This window comes from Sanguibacter sp. Leaf3, from assembly GCF_001425965.1.
In the GTDB taxonomy this organism is placed as follows: domain Bacteria; phylum Actinomycetota; class Actinomycetes; order Actinomycetales; family Cellulomonadaceae; genus Sanguibacter; species Sanguibacter inulinus.
The window spans coordinates 406,000-431,079 of the sequence record NZ_LMRH01000003.1 but is presented as its reverse complement, the minus strand read 5'-3'; the positions used below and the strand labels follow the sequence as shown (position 1 = coordinate 431,079).

Sequence of the window (25,080 nt, the reverse complement as noted above, 5' to 3'; positions counted from 1 at the left end):
GGCTCGCTGGCTAGCCGGCTGGCTCGCGGCTAGCCCGCTGGTCGACTCCGTCAGGCCAGCATCTCCCGCACCAGCGGCACGACCTTCGTCCCGTACAGCTCGAGGCTCTTCATGAGCTTGCCGTGCTCCATCGGGCCGTTGGCGTACTTGAAGTCGAAGCGGTCGAGGTCGAGGCCCTTCACCACGCGGACGATCTTCTTGGCGACGGTCTCGGGGGACCCGATGAAGTACGCACCGTCAGCCCCGACCTGCGCGCGGAACTGGCCCTCGCCCATGGCGCGGCCGCCGCGCTCGATCGCGATCTTCGAGAAGTACTTGCCGAACAGCGGCCACGAGTCCTCGAAGGCCTGCTCGTCGGTCTCGGCGACGTGCCCCGGTGCGTGCACGCCGACGGGCAGGACGGGCTGGCCGAGCTCGCCGAGGGCGCGGCGGTAGAGGTCGGTGAACTGCTTGAAGGCGAGGGGGTCGCCGCCGATGATCGCGAGCATGAGCGGCAAGCCGTGGCCGGCGGCGCGGATGACGCTCTGCGGGCTGCCGCCCACGGCGATCCACGCCGGCAGCAGGCCGTTCTCGACGTGCGGGAACACGTCCTGGTCGGTCAGCGAGCGGCGGGTGCTGCCCGACCACGTGACGGGGTTCTGCTCGCGCACCTTCATGAACAGGTCGAGCTTCTCCTCGAAGAGCTCTTCGTACTGCTGCAGGTCGTACCCGAACAGCGGGAAGGACTCGATGAAGGAGCCGCGCCCGAGGATCACCTCGGCGCGCCCGTTCGAGATCGCGTCGATGGTCGCGAAGCGCTGGAACACCCGGATCGGGTCGTCGCTCGACAGCACGGTGACCGCAGAACCGACGCGGATGCGCTCGGTCTTGGCGGCGATCGCAGTGAGGACGGTGTCGGGGGCGGAGATCGCGTAGTCGGGGCGGTGGTGCTCGCCGATGCCGATGAAGTCGAGACCGACCTGGTCGGCGAGGACGCCCTCCTCGACGACGTCGCGGATCACCTGGGCGTGGCTCTTGAGCTGCCCGTCCGGCCCGGGGGTGACGTCTCCGAAGGTGTCGATGCCGAATTCGAGTGCGCTGCTCATGTCCGTCTCCTGCTCGCCGCGGTGCCGACGACCAGCCGACACCTCGATGGTAGTTGATGATTCAACCAATCACGACTCGCACAACCTCACAGGGTCCGCGGTTGTTCCCGCGGGCGAGCGCTGGACCGCGATGACGCCGCTCCCCCTGAGCCGGCCCGCCGCCGGTCCGGCTGGCACGCCGGTCCACCACGCCGGCTCATCGGGTCGACTCAGCAGAGCGCCTCACCAGTCCAGCGCCCGAGCATCACGCCGACGCGACAGCCATGTGCCCACCGAGGAACCCGCCCACCCCGAGCGCTCCGCCCGCGACGAACCCGAGCAGCACCCCCGACGTCCGCTTCCCGCGCCGACGCTGCACGAGCGACGCCGTGTACAGCGTCAGAGCCGTCGCGTTCGCCGCGGCGTGCACGACGCCCACCCGCTGCGTCTTCTTCGGGGCCGACCCCCAGTCCGCCCACCCGGACAGCGCCGTCGGCACCGCCGTGGCGATCCCGAGCGCGACCAGTGCGTCGGCAGCCTTCGCGGACTTCTCGCCCTGGAGCACGTCGAGGGTGGTCGCGGAGGTCCAGAACCCGATCGGCAGGTCGGACATCACCGGGTGCAGCGCATGCCCGAGCCACACGCCCTGGAGCGCGGCTCGGCGCAGCGGACCGGCCGTCAGGCGCTGGGCCCACGGACGGGCGAGGTCGGCCGGACCGTCGAGGGCCTCGTTCTCCTCGAGAGCCCGGGCGACGCCGAGCAGCGGCGACACGGCGTCGTCGTGGTTGAAGGGCGGGGCGCCGCCGTCCTGGCGGTGGCGGGCGTCCGTGGCGTTCGCGTCGTCGATCACTGGGGGCTCCGATCGGTGGAGGGGAGGCCGGCGAGGGCCCTCGAGGATGATGCAGGCACGTGTCTCGACCTCGTCCCACCTTCGCAGCGCACCCGGCACCTCGCCACAGGTCGCGAGATGTCTCAGACCTGCGACATCGCCGCGACACCCCCGCGACCTGCAGCAGGCAGTACGTCGCTACCGTCGTCCTCATGACCTCGACGACGGTTCTGACGACACTCCGCGGCACCTGCGCCGCCCTCGCTCTCGCCGTGCTCCTCACAGGGTGCCAGGCCGACTCCGACCGCACCGCGACCCCGGTCCCGGCAGCGTCGGCGACCACAGCCGCTGCACCGACGCCCGACCCGACCGACGAGCCGTCGACCGACCCTGCAGACGACCAGACCACGGACCCGGCGTCGAGCACCACAGCAGTCGCCGGCTACGCACCCGGCGAGATCCCGCCCGTCCCGCTCATCACCATCCCGGACCTCTCCATGCTCGACGCCTCGCTGTCAGGCTTCACGCACGAGATCACCGAGCTCGTCGGCGACTACCCGGGGCTGACCGTCGCCCCGGCGTCCTGCGACGTCTCCGGGACGGTCCGCTCCGGCGCAGGCAGCATCTTGCTCTACGGCGACGGGTCGGGCGTGTACACGGGGCCCGACGGAACGACGGTCAACTACGGCGACGGCTCGGGGACCTACGTCGTCGACGGCGTCTCGGTCACGGTCTACGGCGACGGCTCAGGGGTCTTCGCGAGCGGCGACGTGTCGGTCTCCAACTACGGAGACGGGTCGGGCGTGTACGCAGACGCCGAGGTCTCGCTCGCGGTCTACGGCGACGGCTCGGGCACCCGGACCGACAGCACCGGGACCATCACCAACTACGGCGACGGCGGCGGCGTCTTCGCGGGGGCAGACGGCGTGACCATCACCAACTACGGCGACGGCTCAGGCCTGTACTCCGACGGCTCCGTGACCATCCAGAACGACGGTCAGGGCACAGCGACGGTGAACGGCGTCCCCGTCCCGGCAGAGCCCGTCCCGCCGGTCCCCGCGATGGGCGTGTTCCCGCCGATGGGCACCATCGAGCCGATCACGTCGTGCGGCACGACGATCTCGCTCTCCGACGCAGCGCTCTTCGACTTCGGCACGAGCGACCTGCGCCCCGAGTCCGAGCAGACCCTCGACTCTCTCGCCGCGGCGCTCGCCGAGACCGGCGCCCCGACGCTGCAGATCGGCGGGCACACGGACTCGATCAGCGACGAGGCCTTCAACCAGCAGCTCTCCGAGGACCGCGCCCAGGCCGTCGCCGACGCACTCGTCGAGCGAGGGGTGACCGCGACCCTCGAGACCACCGGCTACGGCGAGACCCGCCCTGTCGCCCCCGAGACGACGGCCGACGGCTCGGACAACCCGGCTGGTCGCCAGCTGAACCGCCGGGTCGAGATCTTCGTCCCGACCTTCTGACAGACTGCCTCTGGCTCGACGACACCCCACCCGACGCCGTGCACCCGAAGGAGCACAGATGACGCCCCGGCCCCAGACCGCGAGCGCGACGTCCCCTCACGGCCGCACCCGCCCGTCGGCCCTCGCGTGCCTCGCCGCTGCCACTGCGGCTGCGCTGCTGCTCGCCGGGTGCACGGTCGAGGTGGTCGACCGCCGCGACACCGCGAGCGCGTCGGACGACGCGAGCAGCCCCTCGAGCACGAGCACGACGTCGGGCACGTCCGCGCCGGAGGACGCGAGCACGACGGACGACGCAGCGACGGACGGCGGGCAGACCACGCCCGACAGCCCGGAGACCTCCGAGGGCGGTGACCCCTCGGACGACCCGGCGGCGTCTGCGCCCGACGAGGCCCCCGGTGGGCCAGGTGCCCATCCCTCGCCTGTCGCCACCCCGGCCCCGCCGACCACCACGGTCGGCTGCGGCGCGGACGGCACCCTGGACCTCTGGCGGGCGTCGCAGGCTGTCGAGCTCACGGAGGCCTGCGAGCACGTGACGATCTCTGCGGCGGACGTCCAGCTGACGGCTCGGGAGATCACGACGCTCGAGATCGCGGCGGCCGGTGTCGTCGTGCACGTGACGTCGGTCGGCACGGTCTCGGTCGCCGGCGCGGACAACACCGTGACGTGGGACGAGGGCTCCCCCGAGGTGTCGGACGAGGGCGCGGGCAACGTGCTGGTGGCATCGTGACAGGCCGTCCGACGGTCCTGCTCGTCGACGACGAAGAGGCGATCACTGCGGCGCTCGCACCGTTCTTGGAGCGGTCGGGCTTCGAGGTCCGCGTCGCAGAGGACGGTCAGGCGGCTCTGGAGACCCTCGACCTGTGGCACGCCGACGTGGTGGTCTCCGACGTGATGATGCCGCGCGTCGACGGACGCGAGCTCGTGCGCAGGCTGCGCACGCGCGACGACTGGACGCCCGTGGTCCTGCTCACCCAGGTCGGGGAGTCCTTCGAGCGGTCGGCGGCTCTCGACGAGGGGGCTGACGACTACCTCAACAAGCCTTTCAACCCGCAAGAGCTCGCCGCACGGATCCGTGCGGTCCTGCGGCGCCGGGCCCCGGGTGGTGAGAAGCCGTTGAGCACCGCAGAGCGTCTGGTGAGCGGTGACCTGGTGGTCGACAGGTCGGCCCGGCGGGTGTTCCTCGCCGGGAGCGAGGTGGTGCTCACCCCGCGCGCCTCGGTGCTGCTCGACTACCTCATGGCGCACCCCGGCGAGCTGCACACCCGGGACCGCCTGCTCCAGGCGCTCTGGGGCTTCGACCTCGTGCCGAGCACCCGCGCGGTCGACCACAGGGTCGCGGAGATCCGGCGTGTGCTGCGCGACGACGCCGGGGCGCCGCGGTTCGTGGAGACCGTCCCGAACCTCGGGTACAGGTTCTGCGGTCAGGTGAGGCGCGGGTGACCGGGTCCGTGCACCGAGGCGCTCGGGGGCGCGCCGGTTCGCCGTGGGCCAGCCCGTGGGTGATCGTCCCGGTCGCCGTCGGGCTGGTGGTCGCCGCTGTGCTGGTCGCCGCGGGCAACCCGAGCGGTCTGCGGTTCACCGTCCCGCTCGCGACAGCTGTCGCTGCTGCCGGGGTGGGCGCCGGGATCGTCGCGCTCCTCGTGCTGCTGCTCCGCCGGGCGGTCCGCCGGGCCGGTGAGGTGGGGGCAGCATCTGCGCGCCAGGAGGAGAAGGCCGCGCACCACAGGTTCCTGGCCCGCCTCGACCACGAGCTCAAGAACCCGCTGACTGCTATCCACGCCGCCGCCGCCTCGGTGTCGTCGACCAGCCTCGCCGACGGCTCGGGGCCAGGCTCCCCCGGCAGCACCGGAGCGGTCCACCTCTCCCCCGTGGCCGTGATCGACGCGCAGGCCGCGCGCATGGGCCGGCTCGTCGGCGACCTGCGCAAGATCTCTTCCCTGGACTCCCAGGAGATCGAGCAGGAGCCCGTCGACGTCGCCGACCTCACCGCCGAGGTGGTCGCCGCGCTGCACGAGGAGCTCGCCGTCACCCGGCCCGCCCGTGCTGGCACGGTCCCCGGTGCCCTGTCCGACGTGAGTGTCGCGTTCCCGCGTGTCCCGTGGCCGTTGCCGCCGGTGCGCGGGGATGTCGACCTGCTGTTCGTCGCGCTCTACAACATCGTGTCGAACGCCGTGAAGTTCTCGGCCGACGGTGCCCCGATCGAGGTCCGCGGCTTCGAGGAGGAGGGCGCTGTGGTGGTCGAGGTCGCCGACTCCGGAGCGGGCATCCCGGCCGACGAGCTCTCGCTCGTGTGGGACGAGCTCGCCCGCGGGTCGAACACGCTCGGGGTGCCGGGGTCGGGTCTCGGCCTCGCGACGGTCCACGCGATCGTCCGCAGGCACGGCGGCCAGGCCATGCTCACCTCCCGCCTGGGTCACGGGACGAGCGTGCGGCTCAGGCTCCCGACAGCACAGCCTGGTTGACCGGCTGCGGCTGCGGCTGCGGCTGCGGCTGCGGCTGCGGCTGCGGCGAGGATCACCCGGCAGGCTCCCCGAGCACACCCCCGACCGGCCCTACGATGCGAGTCGCATCTCCGCGCGTGGGCAGCTCGCGGGTCTGGCCCGGTGCTGCCCTCCTCACCGCGCGGCCGACCCCCTGGAAGAGCTGCCGATGTCTGCCCGTCTGCCTGCCCCCGCGTCCCGCGCCGCCGTTCCCGCCGGTCGTCACCCCGCGCGACCGACCTCCCGCGGCCTCCGCGGGACCGCCGCCGTCCTGCTCGCCGCCGTGCTGCTCGCCGGCTGCTCGGCCGAGGCCGACGAGGCCCGCCCGATGGCTGCCGCGACCACAGAGGCTCCCGAGCCGACCGAGGCGCCCGCACCGCTGCCGTCACCCGAGCTCGCCGAACCCGTCGACGTCGCGGCTGTCACCTCGACCGCGACCCCGCAGACAGCGCTCGCGACGGTGCCGCTCCTCGAGGTCAAGGGCCGCGCCCCCAAGACCGGGTATTCCCGCGACGCCTTCGGCGCGGCGTGGGCCGACGTCGACCGCAACGGCTGCGACACCCGCAACGACATCCTCGCCCGCGACCTCACCGACGTGACGTACAAGGACGGGACCAAGGACTGCGTGGTCCTCACCGGGACCTTCGCGGACCCCTACAGCGGCACGACCATCGCCTTCGAGCGCGGGGAGAAGACGTCGACCGCCGTGCAGATCGACCACGTCGTGGCCCTGTCGGACGCGTGGCAGAAGGGCGCCCAGGGCTGGGACGAGGCGAAGCGCACGGCCTTCGCCAACGACCCGCTCAACCTCTGGGCCGCCGACGGACCGCTCAACGGGCAGAAGAGCGACGGCGACACCGCGACGTGGCTGCCGCCGAACAAGGACTTCCGCTGCGAGTACGTCGCCCGCCAGGTCGGCGTGAAGTTCACCTACGGCCTGTGGGTGACCGACGCCGAGCAGGTCGCGATGGCCTCGGTGCTCAGCACCTGCCCGGACCAGCCGCTGCCCGAGGGCTCGGCCGTGCCCGAGATCCCCGCGCCCGAGCCGACCCCGGAACCCGAGCCGACGACCGCTCCTCCCGCACCGGCACCAGCCCCGGCGCCGGCTGTCGAGCCCGCCCCGGCGCCCGTCGTCGAGCAGGCACCCGCCCCGGCACCCGAACCTGTCGTCGTCCCGGAGCCCGCGCCAGCCCCGGTCGAGGTGTACTACGAGAACTGCGACGCGGCACGCGCCGCCGGAGCAGCCCCGGTCTACAGAGGCGACCCGGGCTACGCCAAGAAGCTCGACCGTGACGGAGACGGCGTCGGCTGCGAGTAGCCGCAGACCCACCTCCAGACGGCTGCGGGCCGGCACCCCTCGAAGGGTGCCGGCCCGCAGCCGTCTGTCGTATCTGTCACCAACCTCGCCGATCAGCCCACGTCCCGCCGCCGGAAGGTCACGAGCCCGACGGTGACCACCACGGCGAGCAGCACCACGAGACTGACCGCACCGTTCGTCAGCGAGACCGTCTTCCCGATCGACTCGCACATCGTGCCGGAGGCGTCGGTCGTGCAGTCGTCGACCCAGTACGTGGACTCGCCCTGCAGCACGGCCTCGACCTTGAGGGTGAGCAACCACGGCTTGAGGGCGTCGACCGCCGAGCCGATGATCCCCTCGACGACGATCACGTACCCGAGCAGCAGACCGATCGCGGCAGCGGTGCTGCGCACGACCATCGCGACGGCCGCGCCGAGCACTGCGACCCCGATAGCCGTGAGCGTCAGCCGCAGACCGCCCACGGCGAGGTCGGACCACAGCTCGCCGGTGACGTCGCCGAGCGTCCCCCACATCCTGAAGATCGCCCACGCTCCCCCGACCACGAGCACGGCGGCGAGGATCGCCGGGACGACGACCCCGAGGCCTGCCGCGGCCAGCTTCGAGGCGTAGACACGGGTCCTGCGGGGCTCGAAGGTCAGCCAGCTGCCCATCGACCCCGTCGCGAACTCGGCCGCCACAAAGCTCACGCCGACGAAGAACGCGTACAGCAGGACCGCGTACCCAATCCCTGTCAGGACAGACCCAGCCTGGTCGGTGAAGAGCTGGTCGGGCCAGAGGTACGTCTCGGACTGAGGCGCCCACGTCTCGCAGTCGAAGGACGCCGTCGGGTCTGCCTCCTGGGCGGCCTCCTCCTGCTCGTAGCAGTCGGCGAGCGTCGCCTCGCCGTTGACCTCCCAGTCGGCGAGGGCCTCCTCGTAGAACTGCTGCGAGAGCGCCTTCTCCTCCTCGCTCGCCGGCGCAGACGACTGCCAGACGGCGACGAGCGCGAGGACGACCACCCCGAGCAGCCCGATGCTCGCGACACGGGTGGTGCGACGGCTGAAGAACCTGTCGATCTCGACCCTGAGCAGACGCATCATCGGGAGCCTCCTCGGCGTGAGCGGCGGGTCGGTCTCCCGGACTCGTCGGCGCGCGTCCCGGGCCCTTCGCCTGCGGTGAGCTCGAGGAACACCGCTTCGAGCCCGGCCTTGATCGCGACGAGCTCGTGCACGTACTGACCGTGCTGGGCGAGCACCTGCGTGATGTCAGCGGGGTCGGCCGCACCGTCGACCAGCAGCGCCTCGTGGTCGGCGCGGACGGTCAGCCCGGCGCGCTCGAGGATCTCGCGCGCCTCGCCAGGCTGGCGGACGCCCACCCGGACCGTCGTGGCAGATCCCGCGACGATGTCCTCGACGCGGCCGCTGGCCAGCAGCCGTCCGTGCCCGATGATCGAGACCGTGTCGGCCACCTGCTCGACCTCCGCGAGGATGTGGCTGCTCACCAGGACAGTCTTGCCCTGGTCGGCGAGCGTCCGCATGGTCGTGCGGATCTCCCGGATGCCCGCGGGGTCGAGGCCGTTGGTCGGCTCGTCGAAGATCAGCAGGTCGGGGTCCTTGAGCAGCGTCGCGGCGATCGCCAGGCGCTGCTTCATGCCGAGCGAGTACGTCTTGTAGCGGTCGCCCGCGCGGTCGTCGAGGCCGACGGCCTCGAGGACCATCCCGACCTCGGACGCGGGGACACCGATGGCGCTCGCGAGCAGGTCGAGGTTCTTGCGCGCCGTGAAGGTCGGGAAGAACTTCGGCTGCTCGACGATCGCGCCGACCCTCCCGACGATGTCGGGCAGCGCCCGCGGCACCTCCTGCCCGAAGATCGCCATCGTGCCGGAGTCCGCGCGGACCAGGCCGAGAAGCATGCGGATCGACGTGGTCTTGCCCGAGCCGTTGGGCCCGAGGAAGCCGTGCACCCCACCGATCGGGACGTCGAGGTCGAGCCCTTGCACGGCGACGTGGCGACCGTGCCGGTTGCGGTAGGTCTTGCGCAACCCGCGCGTGCTGATCGCAAGCGACCGGGGATCGACGTCGGGCGGCGGGCTGGTGGTCTGGGCGTGTGCGGGCATCGGCTCCCCCTGCTGGCGGCACGGCGCCCCGCTGCGGGGCACCCTGACGGAGCGTAGCCAGTCGGAGACCTCCCCGTCTGTAGTCCTCTGGGTGGATATCGCCAGGTCACAGGGATCTGGTCGAGGTGTGAGGAGGGTGGTCAACCCTCGACAGGGCCCGAGGTCACACCGGCGAGTACCCGCCCGACCGCTGGACGGACAGACGGACAGACGGACGGACAGACGGACAGACCGACGACGGTCGAGGGGTCCGGCCACCTGGCCACTGACCAACTCCCTTGTTAACGTTCACAGTGCGCACCGACGCGCCCGCGCAGCCTGGCTGCGCCCGACGCCGCACCCTCGGAGGACGTGCTCGTGACCGAGAACAGCACCACCACACCCACCCCCACGAGCAGCACCGCCGCCGCTCCGGACTGGGCCGGGTACGTCATGGTCCACCACGACGACGCGACCCACGAGGTCCACGCCATGCTCTCCGACGGCGACGACCCGACGACGTGGCGCGCCCTCGACGGCGGTGCCGGGATCCTCGCCTCCACGATGGGCGAGCAGGGCCTGCGCGACCCGCACCTGCTGCGCTCGGCCGACGGATCGACCTTCTACCTGCTCGCGACAGACCTCGACATCCGCGTCACCGAGCGCCCGGGCGTGACGGGCAGCTTCTGGGACTGGCTCGGCCGCCACGGCAGCAGGTCCATCAACGTGTGGGAGTCCTCCGACCTCATGACGTGGGGCCCGCAGCGCCAGGTCGAGGTGTCCCCGCCGAGCGCCGGCATGGCCTGGGCACCCAAGGCCGTGTGGGACCCCGAGGCCGAGGCCTTCCTCGTGCTGTGGTCCGCCCGGCTCTACGCCGACGACGACCCCGAGCACACGGGCTCAGGTCACCACAGGCTGCTCGGCGCGCACACGACAGACTTCGCGACCTTCACCGAGGCCGTCGACCACGGGCACCCGACCCGGTCGGTGATCGACGCCCTCGTGGTGCCCGACCCCGACAGCGACGGCGGCTACGTGCGCTTCGTCAAGGACGAGGCCGCGGGCCTGGTGTTCTCCGAGCGGTCGACCGACCTCCACGCCGAGGTCTGGGACCCGGTCTCGGACAGCGTCACCACGGGCACGGAGGTGGGGATCGTCGAGGGTCCGCTCGCCTTCAGGTCCTTCACCGACGGCGAGTGGTACCTGTGGGTCGACGAGTACACGGGTGCGGACCGCGGCTACGTCCCCTTCCACGCGTCCTCGCTGACCGCCGAGCGCTGGGAGCCCGTCAAGGGATACACCTTCCCGGGCAAGATCAAGCACGGGACGGTCCTTCCCGTGACGGCGCAGGAGTACGCGCGGCTCGCGACGCGCCTCTGAGGACGACGAGCCTCGGCGCGGCGGGTCTGAGCACAGCGGGTCTGAGCACGGCGAGCAGCTCCTCACCGAGGCACGGCTCGCTACCTCACTGCGCCTGGCCTCCGGCCCTGGTGAGCGAGCGCAGCGTGCCGAGCACGGCGAGCACCGCCTCGGACGCGACGTCCGGCAGCATGGCTGCGCCGATGTCGCGGCGCGCCCCTGCGTCCGAGAGCGGCACCTGGACGCAGCCGGCCGGGGTCGTCGAGGTCTGCGGCGCGATCGCGACACCGAGGCCTGCGGCGACCAGACCTGTGAGGGTGTGCAGGTCTTCGCCCTCGAAGGCGATCGAGAGCGACACCCCCGCGTCGGCGAACAGCTCGTCGACCGACCCGCGCAGCCCGTAGCCGACCTTGAGCGTCACGAGGGGCTCGTCCGCGAGCGCAGCGACCGAGACCGCTCCCGCACCCCCAGCCGCGTGGCCCGCCGGGACGAGGAGCACGAGCCGCTGCTCGAAGAGCGGGACCACGCGAAGCCCGTCGGGCGCAGGGTCGAGCCGCGAGACGAGGGCGATGTCGGCCTCGCGGGCACGGAGCGACTCGAGGCACGAGGCGCGGGCACCCTGGCTCAGCACGAAGCGGACCGACGGGTCGTCGTCCCGGACGGTCCGGATGAGCTCGGGCACGAGCTGTTCGCCGAGGGAGGTCTGGAAGGCCAGACGGACCGTCGTCTGCGCACGGCGTTCCTCGGTCTCGACGGCGGCGAGGCCGTCGGTCAGCACGTCGAGGGCTCGCTGCGCGTAGGGGACGAGGGTGCGGGCGGCGGCGGTGAGCCGGACCCCGCGACCGTCGGGTTCGAGCAGGGGCGCCCCGATCTGGCGCTCGAGGCGTCGGACCGTGCGGCTGACCGTCGGTTGCGGGACACCGAGCATGGCGGCGGCGATGGTCACGTGCTCGACCTCGCCGAGCGCGACGAGCATCCGCAGGTGCGGCAGGAGGGCGGCGACAGGATCGTCTCTCATGTCGTGAGCGTATGAGAAGGAGCCGCCCGATGCATTAGAGGTATCAGACCCGCACGCCTAGCGTCGTCCGGGTGACCACGACAGCCACCCGTCCCACGGCTCTGACGTCCGCCCGCGAGCTCCCGCAGGTGATCGGCGAGCGCCGGCTCGCTGCTGCTCTGTGGTGTGCGGGCCTGGGCACCTTCGCGCTGCTCTACGCACCGCAGGGGCTGCTCACGGACGTCTCGGCGTCGCTCGCCGTCAGCCCGTCCCGCGCCGCCCTCCTCGTGTCGGGCGCAACCCTCGGCCTCGCGGCCTCGGTGATCCCCTGGGCATGGCTCTCGGACCGGATCGGCCGACCCGAGGCCATGCGCGTCGCAGCGGTCGCCTCGGCGATGCTCGCCGTCCTCGTGCCGTGGCTGCCCGGTTTCGAGATGCTCGTCGCCGGGAGGTTCCTCCAGGGCGCGGCGCTCGGCGGCATCCCGGCCCTCGCGATCGCCCTCGTGCACGACTGGTCGCTCCCGGCGAGAGCCGGTGCGCTGGCCGGCTCCTACGTCGCGGCGACCTCGGTCGGGGGCCTTGTCGGCCGGCTCGTCTCGGTCCCTGTGGCGCAGCACCTGGGCTGGCGGCTCGGGCTCGTCGCTGTCGGTGCGTGCCTCACCGCGGTGATGGCCCTGCTGGTGTTCCTGCTCCCACCCGGATCCCCTCGTGGTCGGCGTCCGCACCTGGAGGTCGGCGCGCGACGCCCGAGCCAGCTGACCCACCTGCGGGCGCACCTGCGCGACAGGACCCTCGTCGCGCTGTTCTGCGTCGGCGGTCTGCTGGTCGGTGGGCTGGCCGCCATCTTCAACTATCTGCCCTTCCGGCTGGAGGCCCCGCCCTACGGGCTCGCCCCGACCGTCGTCTCTCTCGTGTTCCTCACCTATCTCGCAGGGACCGTCGGATCACGTCTCGCCGGTGCGCTCAGCGACCGATGGAGCCCTCGGACGGTCTTGGTGATCGCGTGCTCCCTCATGGGCGTCGGCGCTGTGGTCACGATGGCCCGGCCGCTGCTCGTGGTCGTCGCGGGTGTCACCGTGCTGACCCTCGGGCTGTTCGTCGGGCACGCCGTCGCGGCCAGCCGGGTGGGCGCCCGGGCGACAACGGGCCGGGCGCAGGCGACAGCCCTCTACACGGTCGTCTACTACGCGGGCGCCAGCCTGTTCGGCTGGGTGGCCGGCCACGCCTGGGACCTGTGCGGATGGGTGGGCGTCGTCGGACTGGTGGTTGCTCTGGCCGCGGTGGCGCTCGCGCTGGTGCTGTCCGTGCCCACCGTCACACGAACATGTGCAGCGTCAGGTCCTGCCGGCTCGTGAAACCGAGCTTGTGCAGCAGGCTCGACATATGGTTCTCCACGGTCCGCACGCTCAGCGTGAACTCTGTCGCGATCTCACGGTTGGACAGCCCGTCACGAGCCAGCAGGGCGATCTGCCGCTCCCGGGTGGTGAGCAGCGGTGGGCCTTCTCCCGGGTCGCCGGGTTCTGCAGGTGCCAGCGCCGAACCGTCTCCGTGCCTGCCTCCCAGCATGGTCCACGCTGTCCGGCGGGGAGCGTCGTTGACGATGGTCGTCGTCGGACCAGCCAGCACCTCGAGCACCGCCAGGTCCCCTGCCGAGAGCGCCTCGTGGAGCCTCACGAGAGAGTCGAGCAGCGGCAAACGGCACCTGGCGTAGAGGTCACGGACCTGGCGCACGCGCTCTGGGCTGTGCGGTCCTGGATGCGCGAGCCAGCACCAGAGCGCTGGAAGCAGCAGACCGGCCTCGACGTGCCGCTCTCCGGCCGCCCAGAGCTCCTCCACCTTCTCCGGGTCGGGGTCCAGCGCCGTCCGGGCCACCTCGCCCATGGACTGCAGCAGAGGGCTGTACCCGCGAGGCGTGAGGTCGAGCTCGGTCGACAGAGCCCGCGCGAGATCACTGTCTCCCACCCGGGTCCTCAGCAGGGTGCCCAGGGCGAGCGACCTCCTGTAGTACGTGTTCTCGAGCGGACCAGGGCTCCCGAGGCGTAGGGACACCGTGAGCGTCCGCCAGGCATCCTCAGACTGACCGCGGGTCCCCAGGACCACGGCGAGTGCACAGGCGTTGACCCGGATCCCGAGCCCGTCCAGGGAGTCGAGGGCGCGCTCGAGAGCGGCACGAGCGTGATGCTCCGCCTCGCTGACACGGCCGAGCATGAGGAGGGACTCACTCTGGATCCCGTCGAGATAGTGCATCTGCTCAGTGCTCTCGACGGTCCCGTCGACTTGCTCGCACACGGCCAGCGCCAGATCAGGCCGCCCAGCCTCGAGGAGTGCGCTGGACTCCAGGACACGCGCCCAGCCGGCGACGGGCACACCCGCCGCGGCCTCCCGCGTCGTGGCACGGATGTCCTCGTCCTCGCCCGGGTGCGCGGCTGCCCGCTCGGCGGCGACCCGGGCGCGCTGGGCGGCGACGGGGCCGGGACGAGTCGTGGGGTCAGAGCCGACAGAGCTGTCGCTCCACACAGCCCACCGGGTCGCGAGCACGTCGAAGAGAGCCCGCGCCTCTCGGGTGTCGCCCTCGGTCTGCTCGGTGGCGGAGAAGATCGTCTCGACCTCGACAGGGTCGGCAGGACGGCGCAGCAGGACCGCGAGGAACGCGTTCGCGTGGTCGACCGTCGGCGCCAGCAACCATGTGGCGCGGTGGCGCGCGACCTCGTCCTCGGACCTGGCGTGCACCAGCACGGCGATCTCCGCAGCCCAGCGCGGGTACTCCTCGGCTGCCGCAGGCAGCGAGGCCGAGGCACGGGTCTGGACAGCGGAGCGGTCGAGGTGGTCGAGGCGCTCCGCACCAGGCCCCGCGACTCGGCCCGCGCAGCGTGCGCCCCCCTCGGTCGTGCGCACCCCGGAGCCCTCGCTCTGCGCGGACGAGACGCCCGAGAGCGCACGTGGACCGAGGGTCCCTGTCCGCAGTGCACGACCCAGCGCGGGCGGGGAGACGGCGACGACGGTGTGCGTGCCGTCGCACCTGTGCATGACGACCCGACCGCGCCGGACGAGCGCCGAGAGCACGTCGCCGCCGACCAGCAGGGCGGCGTCACGCTCGTCGAGGGTGCCGTGCTCGGCGAGCACGACGAGCGCCTCGAGCTGCTCGGCAGGGACCTGCGGCAGCAACCCGTGCGCGACCGAGTCGACCGCGATCGAGTCCATCGTCCCGGCCTTGACCCAGACACCGCCCTCGACACGCACCACGCCCTCGACCCTCGCGGCGTCGGCGAGCGCGAGCGCGACCCGCGGGTTGCCTGCGGACCGCGTGGCGATCGCCGAGACCACACCGATGCTCGCCGGCCCGCCCAGAGCCGAGGTCAGCAGCCGGGACGTCTCCGACAGCCCCATGGCCTCGACGCGGACCCGGGCAGGCGCACGCTCGGCGACGAGCAGTGCCGCCGGGGACGTGTACAGCGCGCGGACGTCTGTCCCCACGGTCGCGACCATCCGGGCGTCGACGACCGCCAGGAAGGTCCGGACGACCGCGACCGTCGCGTCGTCCACCCTGTCGAGGTCGTCGACGAGGAGGAGCGGACGTCGACCGGACAGCTCTTCGCGCATCCACGCGACCCAGGACTTCTCGGAGAGCTCCCCGCGGGGAGCGGAGTCGTGCGCACGGAAGGGTCCGAAGGGTCGCAGGGTGTGCTGCGCGCGGATCGAGAGGACCGAATAGCTCCCCCGGGCCGTGGCTGTCGTCGCGACGTCGCGCAGCGCCCAGCTCTTGCCGGCTCCGGCGTCACCGGTCAGCAGGACGTCTCGGCCGACCGCCAACCATCGCGCCGCTGCCGAGCTCGATGTGCTCATGAGGTGCTCCCCGTCGATCGAGGTGCGCCCCGGCGCTACGTCGCCGGGGTCGCACACGTGACCCTCACCCCTCGCGAACGCGTCGAGACTTCGCGAAAGGGATAGAACCGTACCTCGACAGCATCGCACGTCGACGGGGCAGCGAGTAGCCCCGTCCGCCAGCCTGTGGACGCTGCACCGGAGTCACCCCGCCCGGCGCCCTGGCCGGAACGGCAGGGGACGACCGGCGTCAACCTCGCCGGTCTCGTCGACGACCGGCCGTCCCCCGGTCCGGGCTCAGCGCATCTGCGTGAAGTCCGCCGTCGCCGGGTCGGCGCCCGTGCGGTTCCCGGCCTCGAGAGCGTCGATCTGGGCGATCTCGTCGGTGCTCAGCTCGAACCCGAACACGTCGAGGTTCGCGGCGATGCGCTCAGGGTTGTTCGACTTCGGGATGACGATGGTGTCCTGCTGCAGGTGCCAGCGGAGCACGACCTGCGCGGGGGTCACGCCGTGAGCCTGGGCGATCGTCGTGACCTCGTCGGACTCCAGGTCAGCGCCGCGGCCGAGCGGGCTGTAGGCCTCGACGGCGATCCCGGCCTCCCGCGAGACGCGGACCAGCTCGGACTGCTGGAAGGTGGGGTGCACCTCGATCTGGTTGACGGCGGGGACGACGTCGGTCTCCGCGAGGAGCTTCTCGAGGTGCTCGGGCAGGAAGTTCGACACCCCGATCGCCCTGACGGCTCCGTCCGCGAGAAGCTTCTCGAAGGCACGCCACGTCTCGACGTACAGGCCCTTGCTCGGGACCGGCCAGTGGATGAGGTAGAGGTCGACGTAGTCGATGTCGAGGGCAGCACGGGACGCCTCGAAGGCCGCGAGCGCCTCCTCGTAGCCCTGGTTGCCGTTGCGGAGCTTGGTCGTGACGAACACGTCCTCACGGGCCAGGCCGCTCGCACGGACGGCAGCACCGACGCCCGCCTCGTTGTAGTAGCCGGCGGCGGTGTCGATGTGACGGTAGCCCGTCTCGATCGCGGACTCGACGATGCGCTGGGTGTCGTCCTCGGCCACCTGGAAGGTGCCGAAGCCGAGCTGGGGGATGGTGACGCCGTTGTTGAGTGTGATGTCAGGGATCTGTGTCATCTCTCTTTCCTACCCCAGGGTGCCGGGCTTCTCATCCGGAGCGGTGTGGGCCTCCGCCCGTCACCCTCCTCCCCCTCCCGTCGGCTCTCCCGTGGGGCACCACCCGGGCTGTAGGTTGCTCCGTGTGAACGAGACCATCCCCACGACGACGACGTCGCAGCCCCGCTTCACCATCCGCCCCGCGCAGACCACGGACCCGGCCGAGGTCGACCGCCTGTACGACATCTGCCTGCGCACAGGTGCGTCGGGCGAGGACGCGTCGCCGCTGTCCGAGCGACCGCGCCTGCTGGGCGACGTCTACCTCGGCGCGTACCTGCGCCTCGAGCCCGAGCTGGCCTTCGTGCTGGTCGACGGATCGGTCGAGGGCCCCGAGGCCGTGGTCGGCTACGTGATCGGCACCCGTGACACCGCGGCCTTCGAGGAGACCCTCGAGCGCGAGTGGTGGCCCGAGGTCGAGCAGCGGTACCCGGCGGGCTCTGCGCCGGAGGGGTCCTACGACGCCGGGATCGTCAGCCGCGTCCACGACAGGTCACGCACCGACCCAGCCGTCGTCGCGGAGTTCCCCGCCCACCTGCACGTCGACCTCCTGCCGGAGGGGCAGGGCGGCGGCAACGGACGGCGCATGCTCGAGACGCTCTTCGACGCCCTGCGCGACCTCGGTGTACCGGGGGTGCACCTCGGCGTCGGCGCCGACAACACCCGCGCGATCGGCTTCTACGAGCACCTCGGCTTCCGCCGCCTCGGCGACGGCGGCTGGCAGCTCGGCCTGGACCTGCGGCGCTGAGCCTGGGCCGGGTCGAGCTGGGCCGGGCTGTTCTGAGCCGAGTCGAGTCGAGTCGAGTCGAGTCGAGTCGAGTCGAGTCGAGTCTGGTGAGGCTGAACCGGGCTGGGCTGGCTTACGTCGACGGGCGTCGCGCGACGGTCGCCGCAGCAGCAAGGACCGCGACGAAGACTCCCGCAGCCACAGCACCCCGCAGGCTCGGGTCCAGGCCGGCGAGCAGGACGGCTGCCGTGAGCGCGCCCGCGACCGAGGCTGCGAGCGGTGCGCCGACAGACCTCGCAGGACCGTGGCCGGGCGCGAAGACCACGACGGTCGCCGCCGCGAGCACGCTCGTGGCGCCCACGAGCAGGCCCGTCCCGCCCCAGAGCAGGACAGCCCAGGCAGCAAACCCGCCCGAGGCGTCGAGCAGCGCGAGCACGAACCCGACGACAGACCCGATGACGCCGCCAGCCCCGACCAGGCTGAGCCCGCGCGCGACGGTGCGCGACGGGACGACCGGCGTGGTGGACGGCTGGGGCCTGCGCATCGAGAGCATGGCGTCATCGTAGGTCTGCGCCGGACCGTCAGGAGCGCGGGGTAGGTTTCGGGGCAGGCATCCCTGCCCGGCGGAAAGGCCATCTGTGTTCTTGCGTGACGAGGTCCTCATCAGCAGCGCGACCGACCTGGCGGTCGCCGCCGAGTGCGAGCTCGCGCTGCTGACCGACATGGACGAGCGGCTCGGCCGCTCTCCGCGGACCGTCGCCCCCGACGCGATGCTGGAGCGCACGTCGAGCCTGGGGCTCGAGCACGAGGACCGGGTGCTCAGCGGCTATCTCTCGCGCCTGGCGGCTGCCGCAGCCGATGCAGCAGGCACAGAGGACTACGCCTCCACAGCGTCTGCCGTCCCCGGCTACGTCTCCTTCGTCGGGCAGGACTGGTCCACGCTCGACGACCTGCGCGCAGCCCACGACCGCACCGTCGCCGCCCTGCGCGACGGAGCGGCGCTCGTTTACCAGGGGGTGCTGTTCGACGGCCGGTTCCTCGGCCGTCCTGACTTCCTCGTCGACGATGCCGCGCTCGCCCGGGCCACGCCGGCCGACGGCGCGGAGAGCTCCCTGCTGAACGGTGAGGCACACGGGGAGGACGGCACCGACGAGCCCGGCAGCCCGGACTCCCCCGGCGGCACCACCTCCCCGCTGGTCACGGTCGTCGACACCAAGCTCGCCCGGCACGCCCGGGTCACGGCGCTGCTGCAGCTCGCCGCCTACGCCGACCAGCTCGAGCGCGCGGGGGTCCCCGTCGCACCGTCGCTGCGCCTCGTCCACGGCGACGGGTCGGAGTCCGAGCACCCGCTCGCCGACGTGCTGCCGGTGTACCGCGAGCGCCGCGCCCGGCTCGAGCAGGTGGTCGACGCGCACCTCGCCGACGAGGGACCTGTCGTCTGGGGTGACGAGAGGTTCTCCGCCTGCGGGCGCTGCACGGCCTGCACCCGGCACGTGGTCGCGCAGCGCGACCTGCTGCTCGTCGCAGGCCTCCGCACGACCCAGCGCACCCGCCTGCGCGCCGCCGGCATCTCGACGATCGACGCGCTGGCCTCGAGCACCGGTCCTGTCGAGGGCCTGCCGGACCGCATCCTGGCGGACCTGCGCGACCAGGCCGCGATGCAGGTCGCGCAGGACGCCCGGCCGCCGCTGCCCGACGGCCGCCCTGACGTGCGGGCCGCGGTCGTCTCGCCCGTCGCCCTCGAGGCTCTCGCGGTCCCGGACCCGGGTGACGTGTTCTTCGACTTCGAGGGCGACCCGCTGTGGACCTCCCCGGGGTCGACCGACTGGGGGCTGGAGTACCTCTTCGGTGTCGTCGAGGCACCGACCGAGCCCGGCGCCGAGCCTGTGTTCCGCGCCTTCTGGGCGCACGACCGCGCGCAGGAGAAGCAGGCGCTCCTCGACTTCTTCGCGTACCTGCGGGACCGCCGGGCGCAGTTCCCCGGCATGCACGTGTACCACTACGCCCCCTACGAGAAGACGGCGCTGGGCCGCCTGGTCGGCCGGCACGGGGTGGGCGAGGAGCAGCTCGACGACCTGCTGCGCCACGGTGTGCTCGTCGACCTCTACGCGACGGTCCGTCAGAGCGTGCGGGTGTCGCAGCCGTCGTACTCCCTCAAGAAGCTCGAGCCCTTGTACATGGGCGACCAGCTGCGCGACGCCGAGCTCGACAACGCCGCCGACTCGATCGCGCAGTACGCGCTGGCCTGCGCCGCGCGGGACGAGGGACGCAGTGACGAGGCCGCCGCGACCCTCCAGCTCATCGAGGGCTACAACCGCTACGACTGCGAGTCGACGCTGCGATTGCGGGACTGGCTGCGCACCCTCGCCACCAAGAACGGCGTCACGCTCCGGCAGGCCGACGACCCTGCAGACCTCGTCGACCTCGCTGACGTCGAGGACGAGCCGTCCGACCCGCTCGTCGACGCCCTGCACGCTGTCGCCGGAGATGCGCGCGACCTCCCAGCGGGTGAGCGCGGTCCTGACGACCAGGCCGTCCTGCTGCTCGCCGCGGCGCTCGGCTACCACCACCGCGAGGACAAGCCGTTCTGGTGGGCGCACTTCGACAGGCTGACCTCGCCGCCCGACGAGTGGGCCTCGAGCCGCGACGTTCTCGTCGCCGACGAGGCCACGGTGCTGCGCGACTGGTTCAAGGAGGGTTCACAACGGTCGCTGCGCCGGGAGCTGAGGTTCGTCGGCGCCCTCGCGACAGGCAGTGCGCTCGGCGTCGGCTCGGGCGTCTGGTGCATCTACGACGCGCCTCTCCCCGAGGGGCTCACGCCCCCGATCGGCGGTGTCCGCCAGGTGAGCGGCACGTCGACAGTGCTGTCGGTCGAGACCGATGCGCTGGGTCGTGACGTGGTCGTCGTCGAAGAGGTCCTCAAGAAGGGCCTCGAGCCGTACCCCGAGGTCCCGATGGGTGTGGGACCGGGGAGCCCGGTGCCGACAGGACTCGTCGAGGGAGCCGTGCGCGAGGTCGCGGAGCACGCCGTGCGTTCCCTCGACGGTGGCGCCGGACGCTTCCCCGCCCAGCCCGCGCTCGACGTCCTGCGCCGTCTACCCCCGCAGCTCAAGGCCGACGAGCGCGCCGAGGTCTCGGCCGACGTCGACGGCTCCGACCTCGGCCTGCCGCCCGTCGGCAGCGGCAAGGGTGCGTACATCTCGGCGATCACCGACGCCGTGCGACGCCTCGACCGCTCCTATCTCGCCGTGCAGGGACCGCCTGGGACGGGCAAGACCTACGTCGCCGCCCGCGTGATCGAGCGGCTGGTGCGGAGCGGGTGGCACGTGGGTGTCGTCGCGCCGTCGCACGCCGTGGTCGAGCACCTGCTCGACAAGGTCGTCGAGGCCGGCGTCCCCGCCTACCGCGTGGGCAAGAAGCCGCAGGGCTCGGGCGAGCACACCAAGGCCTGGACGGCGATCGGCGACAAGAAGCAGGGCAAGTTCCTCGGCGAGCACAAGGACCACGGCTGCGTGATCGGCGGGACAGCCTGGGACTTCGCGAACGCGAACAAGATCGGGCGCCGGGCGCTCGACCTCCTCGTGGTCGACGAGGCCAGTCAGTTCTCGCTCGCCAACACTGTCGCGGTGTCCGTCGCCGCGGAGAACCTGCTGCTCCTCGGTGACCCCCAGCAGCTGCCGCAGGTGAGCCAGGGCACGCACCCCGAGCCCGTCGACGGATCGGCCCTCGGCTGGGTCGCAGACGGCCACGACGCACTCCCCGCCGACCTCGGGTACTTCCTCGAGCGCACCTGGCGTCTGCACCCCGAGCTCTGCGCACCGGTCTCGCGCCTGAGCTACGAGGGACGCCTGCACTCGGAGGAGGAGGCCACGACAGCACGGCGGCTCGACGGCGTCGCGCCGGGCGTGCACGTCGTCGAGGTCGAGCACCGCGGCAACGCTGTCTCGTCGGTCGAGGAGGCCGCCGTCGTCGTCGAGCAGGTGCAGGGTCTGCTGGGCCGGACGTGGCACGACGGTGACCACGAGCGTCCGCTCGCCCCCGAGGACCTGCTCGTCGTCGCCGCGTACAACGCCCAGCGTGCCCTCGTCGAGGCCCACCTGCGGCGAGCCGGGATCGAGGGTGTCAAGGTCGGGACCGTCGACAAGTTCCAGGGCCAGGAGGCCGCTGTGGTCCTCGTGACGATGGCCGCCTCGTCGGTCGAGGAGGTGCCGCGCGGCATGGGGTTCCTGCTGTCCCGGAACCGCGTCAACGTGGCTGTCTCCCGAGGTCAGTGGGCTGCGGTGATCGTACGGTCCCCCGCCCTGACGGGCTACGTGCCGACGACACCCGAGGCGCTCTGCGAGCTCGGGGCCTTCATCGGTCTGTGCGCCTCCGGTGGAGATTCGTCGACCCTGGGTCTAGCCACGACGCCCTCGACCCTGTAGTGTCGTTCTTGAAGTTGCAGTGCCTCTCATGTCTTTGCCGCACCGGGCCACATGCCCACGCGGATCTTGTTCTTTCAAGAGTTGACGACGGAACACCGTGACGAGCGTCCTCCACACGGGAGGGCGTCCGACAACTCTTGAAGGAGTATCGAAATGACTGTTGGAACTGTGAAGTGGTTCAACGCTGAAAAGGGCTTCGGCTTCATTGCACCCGAGGACGGCTCGGCTGACGTGTTCGCGCACTACTCCGCGATCGCCTCCTCCGGCTACCGCTCGCTCGACGAGAACCAGAAGGTCGAGTTCGACGTCACCCAGGGCCCGAAGGGCCCGCAGGCTGAGAACATCCGCCCCCTCTGATTCTGGATCTGCTGACCTCAGCCCTCGGCTGACGGTCGCTGCCTGAATCTTTGACGAGTGCCCCGGGTCCATCGGACCCGGGGCACTCGTGCGTCCGGAGCCAGGAGTGCGGCGCCGCACCGCGGGCTGGCCGTCGGCTGGAGCCGGACGGAGAGTCCCTGACCCGCCCGGCCTCCCCGCGAAGCCCGGAGCGTCGACCTGCACCGGATCACCCCACGGCCCCACCTCCACGCCCAGCGAGACAGGGGCCCGAGCGGCTAGCCTCGTCAAGAGAGAGTCACCCGCTCACCAGCGGGTCCCCGAGCACAGCGAGGAGCCGCCCGTGTCCACCCCCGTGAGCACCCAGGTCGACACTGCCCAGGGAACGGTCCGTGGCACGACCACACCGACAGGCCTGCGAGCCTTCCGCGCGATCCCCTACGCGGCTCCCCCTGTCGGCAACCTACGCTTCCGCGCGCCGCAGCCCCCTGCCCCGTGGACGGGTGTCCGCAACGCGATGCACCACGGTCCCGTCGCGCCGCAGCGCGTCTCGCAGGCCTTCTCGGCCGCCGGTCCGGACACCGACCAGTCCGAAGACTGCCTCACCCTCAACGTGCTCGCCCCGGCCGAGCCCTCTGACACGCTGCGGCCCGTGATCGTCTGGTTCCACGGCGGCGCGTTCTCCCAGGGCTCCGCCTCCGCCCCCGCCTACGCCGGCGACTCCCTCGTCGAGCGCGGGGACGTCCTGGTCGTCACGGTCACCTACAGGCTGGGGGCGCTCGGCTTCCTCGACTTCAGCCAGTTCTCGACGCCCACCCGGACCTTCGAGTCGAACCTGGGCCTGCGCGACCAGATCGCAGCCCTCGAGTGGGTCCAGCAGAACATCGCAGCCTTCGGTGGGGACCCCGACGCCGTGACCATCGCGGGGCAGTCGGCCGGAGCCACCTCGGTCACGACGCTCATGTGCATCCCGTCGGCCGCCGGGCTGTTCCACCGCGCGATCGCGCAGAGCCCAGCCCTCGGCGCCGCCTACGGCCCGGAGCGCGCGGCCGGCTGGGCCCGCGACTTCATCACCTGGCTCAAGACCACCGAGAGCCTCGCCGTCGATGCGCTGCTCTCGGCACCGCCCGAAGAGCTCGTCTCCGCGGGCGCCCGCCTCGTCGCGCTCTCCCACCGGGAGGCGCCCGGTGCTCTGTGCATGAGCCCCGTCGTCGACGGCGACCTGATCCCCGAGCACCCCAGCGACGTCTTCGCGTCGGGGCGCGCGGCAGCGGTCCCGCTGCTCGTCGGCTCGACCAAGCACGAGGGCGCAGCCTTCGGCGCGCACGGCTCGCTGCTGCCCACCAGCTCAGAGTCCATCAACCTCATGTTCGAGATCACCGACCCCGGCGCCCAGCTCAAGGTGCTGTCGGCCTACCCCGGCTACCCGAGCCACCGCGCCCGGGCACAGCTGGTCGGCGACGCCACGTTCTGGGTCCCTGCGGTCCAGGCCGCGCAGCACCACTCCCGCACAGCGCCGACCTTCGTGTACCGCTACGACTTCACGACGCCCATCCTCAACCTGCAGGGGCAGGGCGCGTCCCACGGGACCGACATGCTCGCGGTCCTGGGCTCTCTCGACTCCTCGCGCGCCCGCTCGGCGACCCTCCTCGGCGGAGCAGAGGAGCTCGCGGCCCTCAGCGGACGCATGCAGGAGCACTGGCTGGCCTTCGCCCGCTCGGGTGACGCCGGCTGGCCGGCCTACGACGACGACGACCGCCCCACCAAGATCTTCGCCGCCCACGACCGCGTCATCAGCGACCCGGGTCGTGAGCGTCGCCGCGCCTGGGAGGGCGTGGCGCGGTACCGCTGACCTGTGCGGGCAATCTGGCCTCTCTGACCTGGGCAGACACCACTCAGACGGTGTTCGCTGCCCCCTGGTGGACGGCGGGGCGACGAGCGTGTGCTAAGGACAGCCACTCAGAGCACCGCACAAGTTCTCCACAAGGTCTAGCCTCCGCGCCGGAGATGTGGCTAAAGTAGGCCGCGAAGTTGCAGTGCCTCGCACGTCTTACCTGCACCGACGCGAGTCGGGGTAGTTCTTGGTCTTCAGGAGTGGACGACGAACACCGTGACGAGCGGCCTCCACAGGGGAGGCCGTCCGACAACTCTTGAAGGAGTATCGAGATGGCAGTTGGGACCGTGAAGTGGTTCAACGCAGAAAAGGGCTTCGGCTTCATCGCACCGGAGGACGGCAGCGCTGACGTGTTCGCCCACTACTCTGCGATCCAGAGCTCGGGTTACCGTTCGCTCGACGAGAACCAGAAGGTCGAGTTCGACATCACCCAGGGCCCGAAGGGCCCGCAGGCGGAGAACATCCGCCCGCTCTGATCGCCACGCGGTGATCTAGACATCTGACGTGGGGCCCTCGCCGGGACGGCGAGGGCCCTTCGCCGTCTCGGCAGTCCCGGCACGAGCCGTCTGGCCCCAGACCTGCAGGACCCGACAGACCCGTGCTCGGCTCGCCCGGCAGCCCGGCAGCCCTGCTCAGCGTCACGACGACCCGGGCCACGCCGCCCGCGATATTGATCTCGGTCGGAATCCGCGAAGTTCCGCCGTTCGTCACCTCTCATGGGTAGAAGTACCCATGCAGAGCACCCCATCAGCCGTTGAGGGTCACGACAGGTCGTCCTACTGTCGCAGTGTGATCAGGCAGACACTCTCCACCACCGACGCGGCACCCGCGACGCTCGTCTCGCTCGCGCGCGCCGGCTTCGCCGGCCTCCGGCTGGCCGAGCTCCGCGTCCCGGCCGCCCTGGTGCCTCCGGGCCAGCTGGTCCTGCCCCACGCGGGACCGCTCCCCCGTCGCCCCTCACGCCGCTCCACCTCACGCCGCTCCACCTCCGCCACAGCCTGACGGCCGGCACACCCCCACGCTCGTCGCACGGTCGTCAACGACGCCGGCTGTGCGGCGGAACACCAGCGCGCTCGATCACCGTCGTGCGGTGCCCAGCTCTGCGGCACCC

The 25,080-nt window shown here is 71.8% G+C and carries 21 protein-coding genes; 13 read left to right on the top strand and 8 right to left on the bottom strand.

Features of this window, described 5'->3' with window-relative positions; genetic code table 11:
- Window positions 1–50 precede the first annotated feature (50 nt).
- Window positions 51–1,085, bottom strand: coding sequence for an LLM class flavin-dependent oxidoreductase (locus ASG53_RS15340; RefSeq protein ID WP_056135327.1), 1,035 nt, complete (start codon window positions 1,083–1,085; stop codon window positions 51–53).
- 244 nt (window positions 1,086–1,329) lie between these two features.
- On the bottom strand, window positions 1,330–1,914 hold the full coding sequence (locus ASG53_RS15335) for a DUF2231 domain-containing protein (RefSeq protein ID WP_235533962.1): 585 nt from the start codon (window positions 1,912–1,914) through the stop codon (window positions 1,330–1,332).
- Window positions 1,915–2,105: 191 nt separating this feature from the next.
- Here ASG53_RS15335 and ASG53_RS15330 point away from each other — a divergent pair, with 191 nt between their 5' ends.
- From ASG53_RS15330 to ASG53_RS15310, 5 genes are all read left to right on the top strand, one after another.
- The gene (locus ASG53_RS15330) at window positions 2,106–3,365 is read left to right on the top strand and encodes an OmpA family protein (protein WP_056135324.1); all 1,260 of its coding nucleotides are present in this window, start codon (window positions 2,106–2,108) and stop codon (window positions 3,363–3,365) included.
- 58 nt (window positions 3,366–3,423) lie between these two features.
- A complete protein-coding gene (locus ASG53_RS15325) occupies window positions 3,424–4,092 on the top strand; it encodes a DUF3060 domain-containing protein (RefSeq protein ID WP_056135321.1) in 669 nt (222 codons plus the stop codon).
- Window positions 4,089–4,805: a response regulator transcription factor gene (locus ASG53_RS15320; protein WP_056135318.1), complete on the top strand. Its 717-nt coding sequence runs from the start codon at window positions 4,089–4,091 to the stop codon at window positions 4,803–4,805. Before ASG53_RS15325 ends, ASG53_RS15320 begins: the two co-directional genes overlap by 4 nt.
- Window positions 4,802–5,827 carry a sensor histidine kinase gene (locus ASG53_RS15315; RefSeq protein WP_056135315.1) on the top strand — a complete coding sequence of 342 codons (1,026 nt, stop codon included), beginning with the start codon at window positions 4,802–4,804 and terminating at the stop codon, window positions 5,825–5,827. The genes ASG53_RS15320 and ASG53_RS15315 overlap by 4 nt, the downstream gene beginning before the upstream one ends.
- Window positions 5,828–6,014: 187 nt before the next feature.
- Entirely contained in the window at window positions 6,015–7,163 is a 1,149-nt protein-coding gene (locus ASG53_RS15310; protein ID WP_056135312.1) for a GmrSD restriction endonuclease domain-containing protein, read from the top strand.
- A 92-nt stretch (window positions 7,164–7,255) separates the two neighbouring features.
- Here the strand turns inward: ASG53_RS15310 and ASG53_RS15305 are convergent, their stop codons facing one another.
- Together ASG53_RS15305 and ASG53_RS15300 are read right to left on the bottom strand one after the other, a co-directional pair.
- Complete coding sequence (locus ASG53_RS15305) at window positions 7,256–8,242, bottom strand: ABC transporter permease subunit (protein WP_056135309.1); 987 nt, start codon at window positions 8,240–8,242, stop codon at window positions 7,256–7,258.
- Window positions 8,239–9,258, bottom strand: coding sequence for an ABC transporter ATP-binding protein (locus tag ASG53_RS15300; RefSeq protein WP_056135306.1), 1,020 nt, complete (start codon window positions 9,256–9,258; stop codon window positions 8,239–8,241). Before ASG53_RS15300 ends, ASG53_RS15305 begins: the two co-directional genes overlap by 4 nt.
- A 357-nt stretch (window positions 9,259–9,615) precedes the next feature.
- Here ASG53_RS15300 and ASG53_RS15295 point away from each other — a divergent pair, with 357 nt between their 5' ends.
- Window positions 9,616–10,617, top strand: coding sequence for a glycoside hydrolase family 43 protein (locus tag ASG53_RS15295; RefSeq protein ID WP_156382838.1), 1,002 nt, complete (start codon window positions 9,616–9,618; stop codon window positions 10,615–10,617).
- Between the two features lie 85 nt (window positions 10,618–10,702).
- Here ASG53_RS15295 and ASG53_RS15290 read toward each other — a convergent pair whose 3' ends face one another.
- Window positions 10,703–11,614 (bottom strand): LysR family transcriptional regulator, encoded by a 912-nt coding sequence (locus ASG53_RS15290; RefSeq protein ID WP_056135297.1) that lies wholly within the window; start codon window positions 11,612–11,614, stop codon window positions 10,703–10,705.
- A gap of 71 nt (window positions 11,615–11,685) precedes the next feature.
- Here ASG53_RS15290 and ASG53_RS15285 point away from each other — a divergent pair, with 71 nt between their 5' ends.
- Window positions 11,686–12,948: an MFS transporter gene (locus tag ASG53_RS15285; protein WP_082544103.1), complete on the top strand. Its 1,263-nt coding sequence runs from the start codon at window positions 11,686–11,688 to the stop codon at window positions 12,946–12,948.
- Here ASG53_RS15285 and ASG53_RS15280 read toward each other — a convergent pair.
- Both ASG53_RS15280 and ASG53_RS15275 read right to left on the bottom strand, forming a co-directional pair.
- The gene (locus tag ASG53_RS15280; RefSeq protein WP_156382837.1) at window positions 12,908–15,436 is read right to left on the bottom strand and encodes a helix-turn-helix transcriptional regulator; all 2,529 of its coding nucleotides are present in this window, start codon (window positions 15,434–15,436) and stop codon (window positions 12,908–12,910) included. The two genes, ASG53_RS15285 and ASG53_RS15280, sit on opposite strands and share 41 nt — an antisense overlap.
- 276 nt (window positions 15,437–15,712) lie before the next feature.
- Window positions 15,713–16,552 carry an aldo/keto reductase gene (locus ASG53_RS15275; protein ID WP_056135290.1) on the bottom strand — a complete coding sequence of 280 codons (840 nt, stop codon included), beginning with the start codon at window positions 16,550–16,552 and terminating at the stop codon, window positions 15,713–15,715.
- Between the two features lie 124 nt (window positions 16,553–16,676).
- Here ASG53_RS15275 and ASG53_RS15270 point away from each other — a divergent pair, with 124 nt between their 5' ends.
- On the top strand, window positions 16,677–17,336 hold the full coding sequence (locus tag ASG53_RS15270) for a GNAT family N-acetyltransferase (protein ID WP_056135287.1): 660 nt from the start codon (window positions 16,677–16,679) through the stop codon (window positions 17,334–17,336).
- A gap of 112 nt (window positions 17,337–17,448) precedes the next feature.
- On the opposite strand, the gene ASG53_RS15265 is transcribed toward ASG53_RS15270, so the two are convergent.
- A complete protein-coding gene (locus tag ASG53_RS15265) occupies window positions 17,449–17,868 on the bottom strand; it encodes a hypothetical protein (RefSeq protein ID WP_056135286.1) in 420 nt (139 codons plus the stop codon).
- Window positions 17,869–17,953: 85 nt separating this feature from the next.
- Here ASG53_RS15265 and ASG53_RS15260 point away from each other — a divergent pair, with 85 nt between their 5' ends.
- The 5 genes from ASG53_RS15260 to ASG53_RS15240 all read left to right on the top strand — a co-directional run bounded on the left by ASG53_RS15260 (window position 17,954) and on the right by ASG53_RS15240 (window position 24,971).
- Complete coding sequence (locus ASG53_RS15260; RefSeq protein WP_056135283.1) at window positions 17,954–21,739, top strand: TM0106 family RecB-like putative nuclease; 3,786 nt, start codon at window positions 17,954–17,956, stop codon at window positions 21,737–21,739.
- A gap of 153 nt (window positions 21,740–21,892) precedes the next feature.
- On the top strand, window positions 21,893–22,096 hold the full coding sequence (locus ASG53_RS15255; RefSeq protein ID WP_042437666.1) for a cold-shock protein: 204 nt from the start codon (window positions 21,893–21,895) through the stop codon (window positions 22,094–22,096).
- 322 nt (window positions 22,097–22,418) lie between these two features.
- Window positions 22,419–23,927 (top strand): carboxylesterase/lipase family protein, encoded by a 1,509-nt coding sequence (locus ASG53_RS15250; RefSeq protein WP_056135280.1) that lies wholly within the window; start codon window positions 22,419–22,421, stop codon window positions 23,925–23,927.
- 314 nt (window positions 23,928–24,241) lie between these two features.
- A complete protein-coding gene (locus ASG53_RS15245; RefSeq protein ID WP_012865286.1) occupies window positions 24,242–24,445 on the top strand; it encodes a cold-shock protein in 204 nt (67 codons plus the stop codon).
- Between the two features lie 313 nt (window positions 24,446–24,758).
- Window positions 24,759–24,971: a hypothetical protein gene (locus ASG53_RS15240; RefSeq protein WP_056135276.1), complete on the top strand. Its 213-nt coding sequence runs from the start codon at window positions 24,759–24,761 to the stop codon at window positions 24,969–24,971.
- Window positions 24,972–25,080 lie beyond the last annotated feature (109 nt).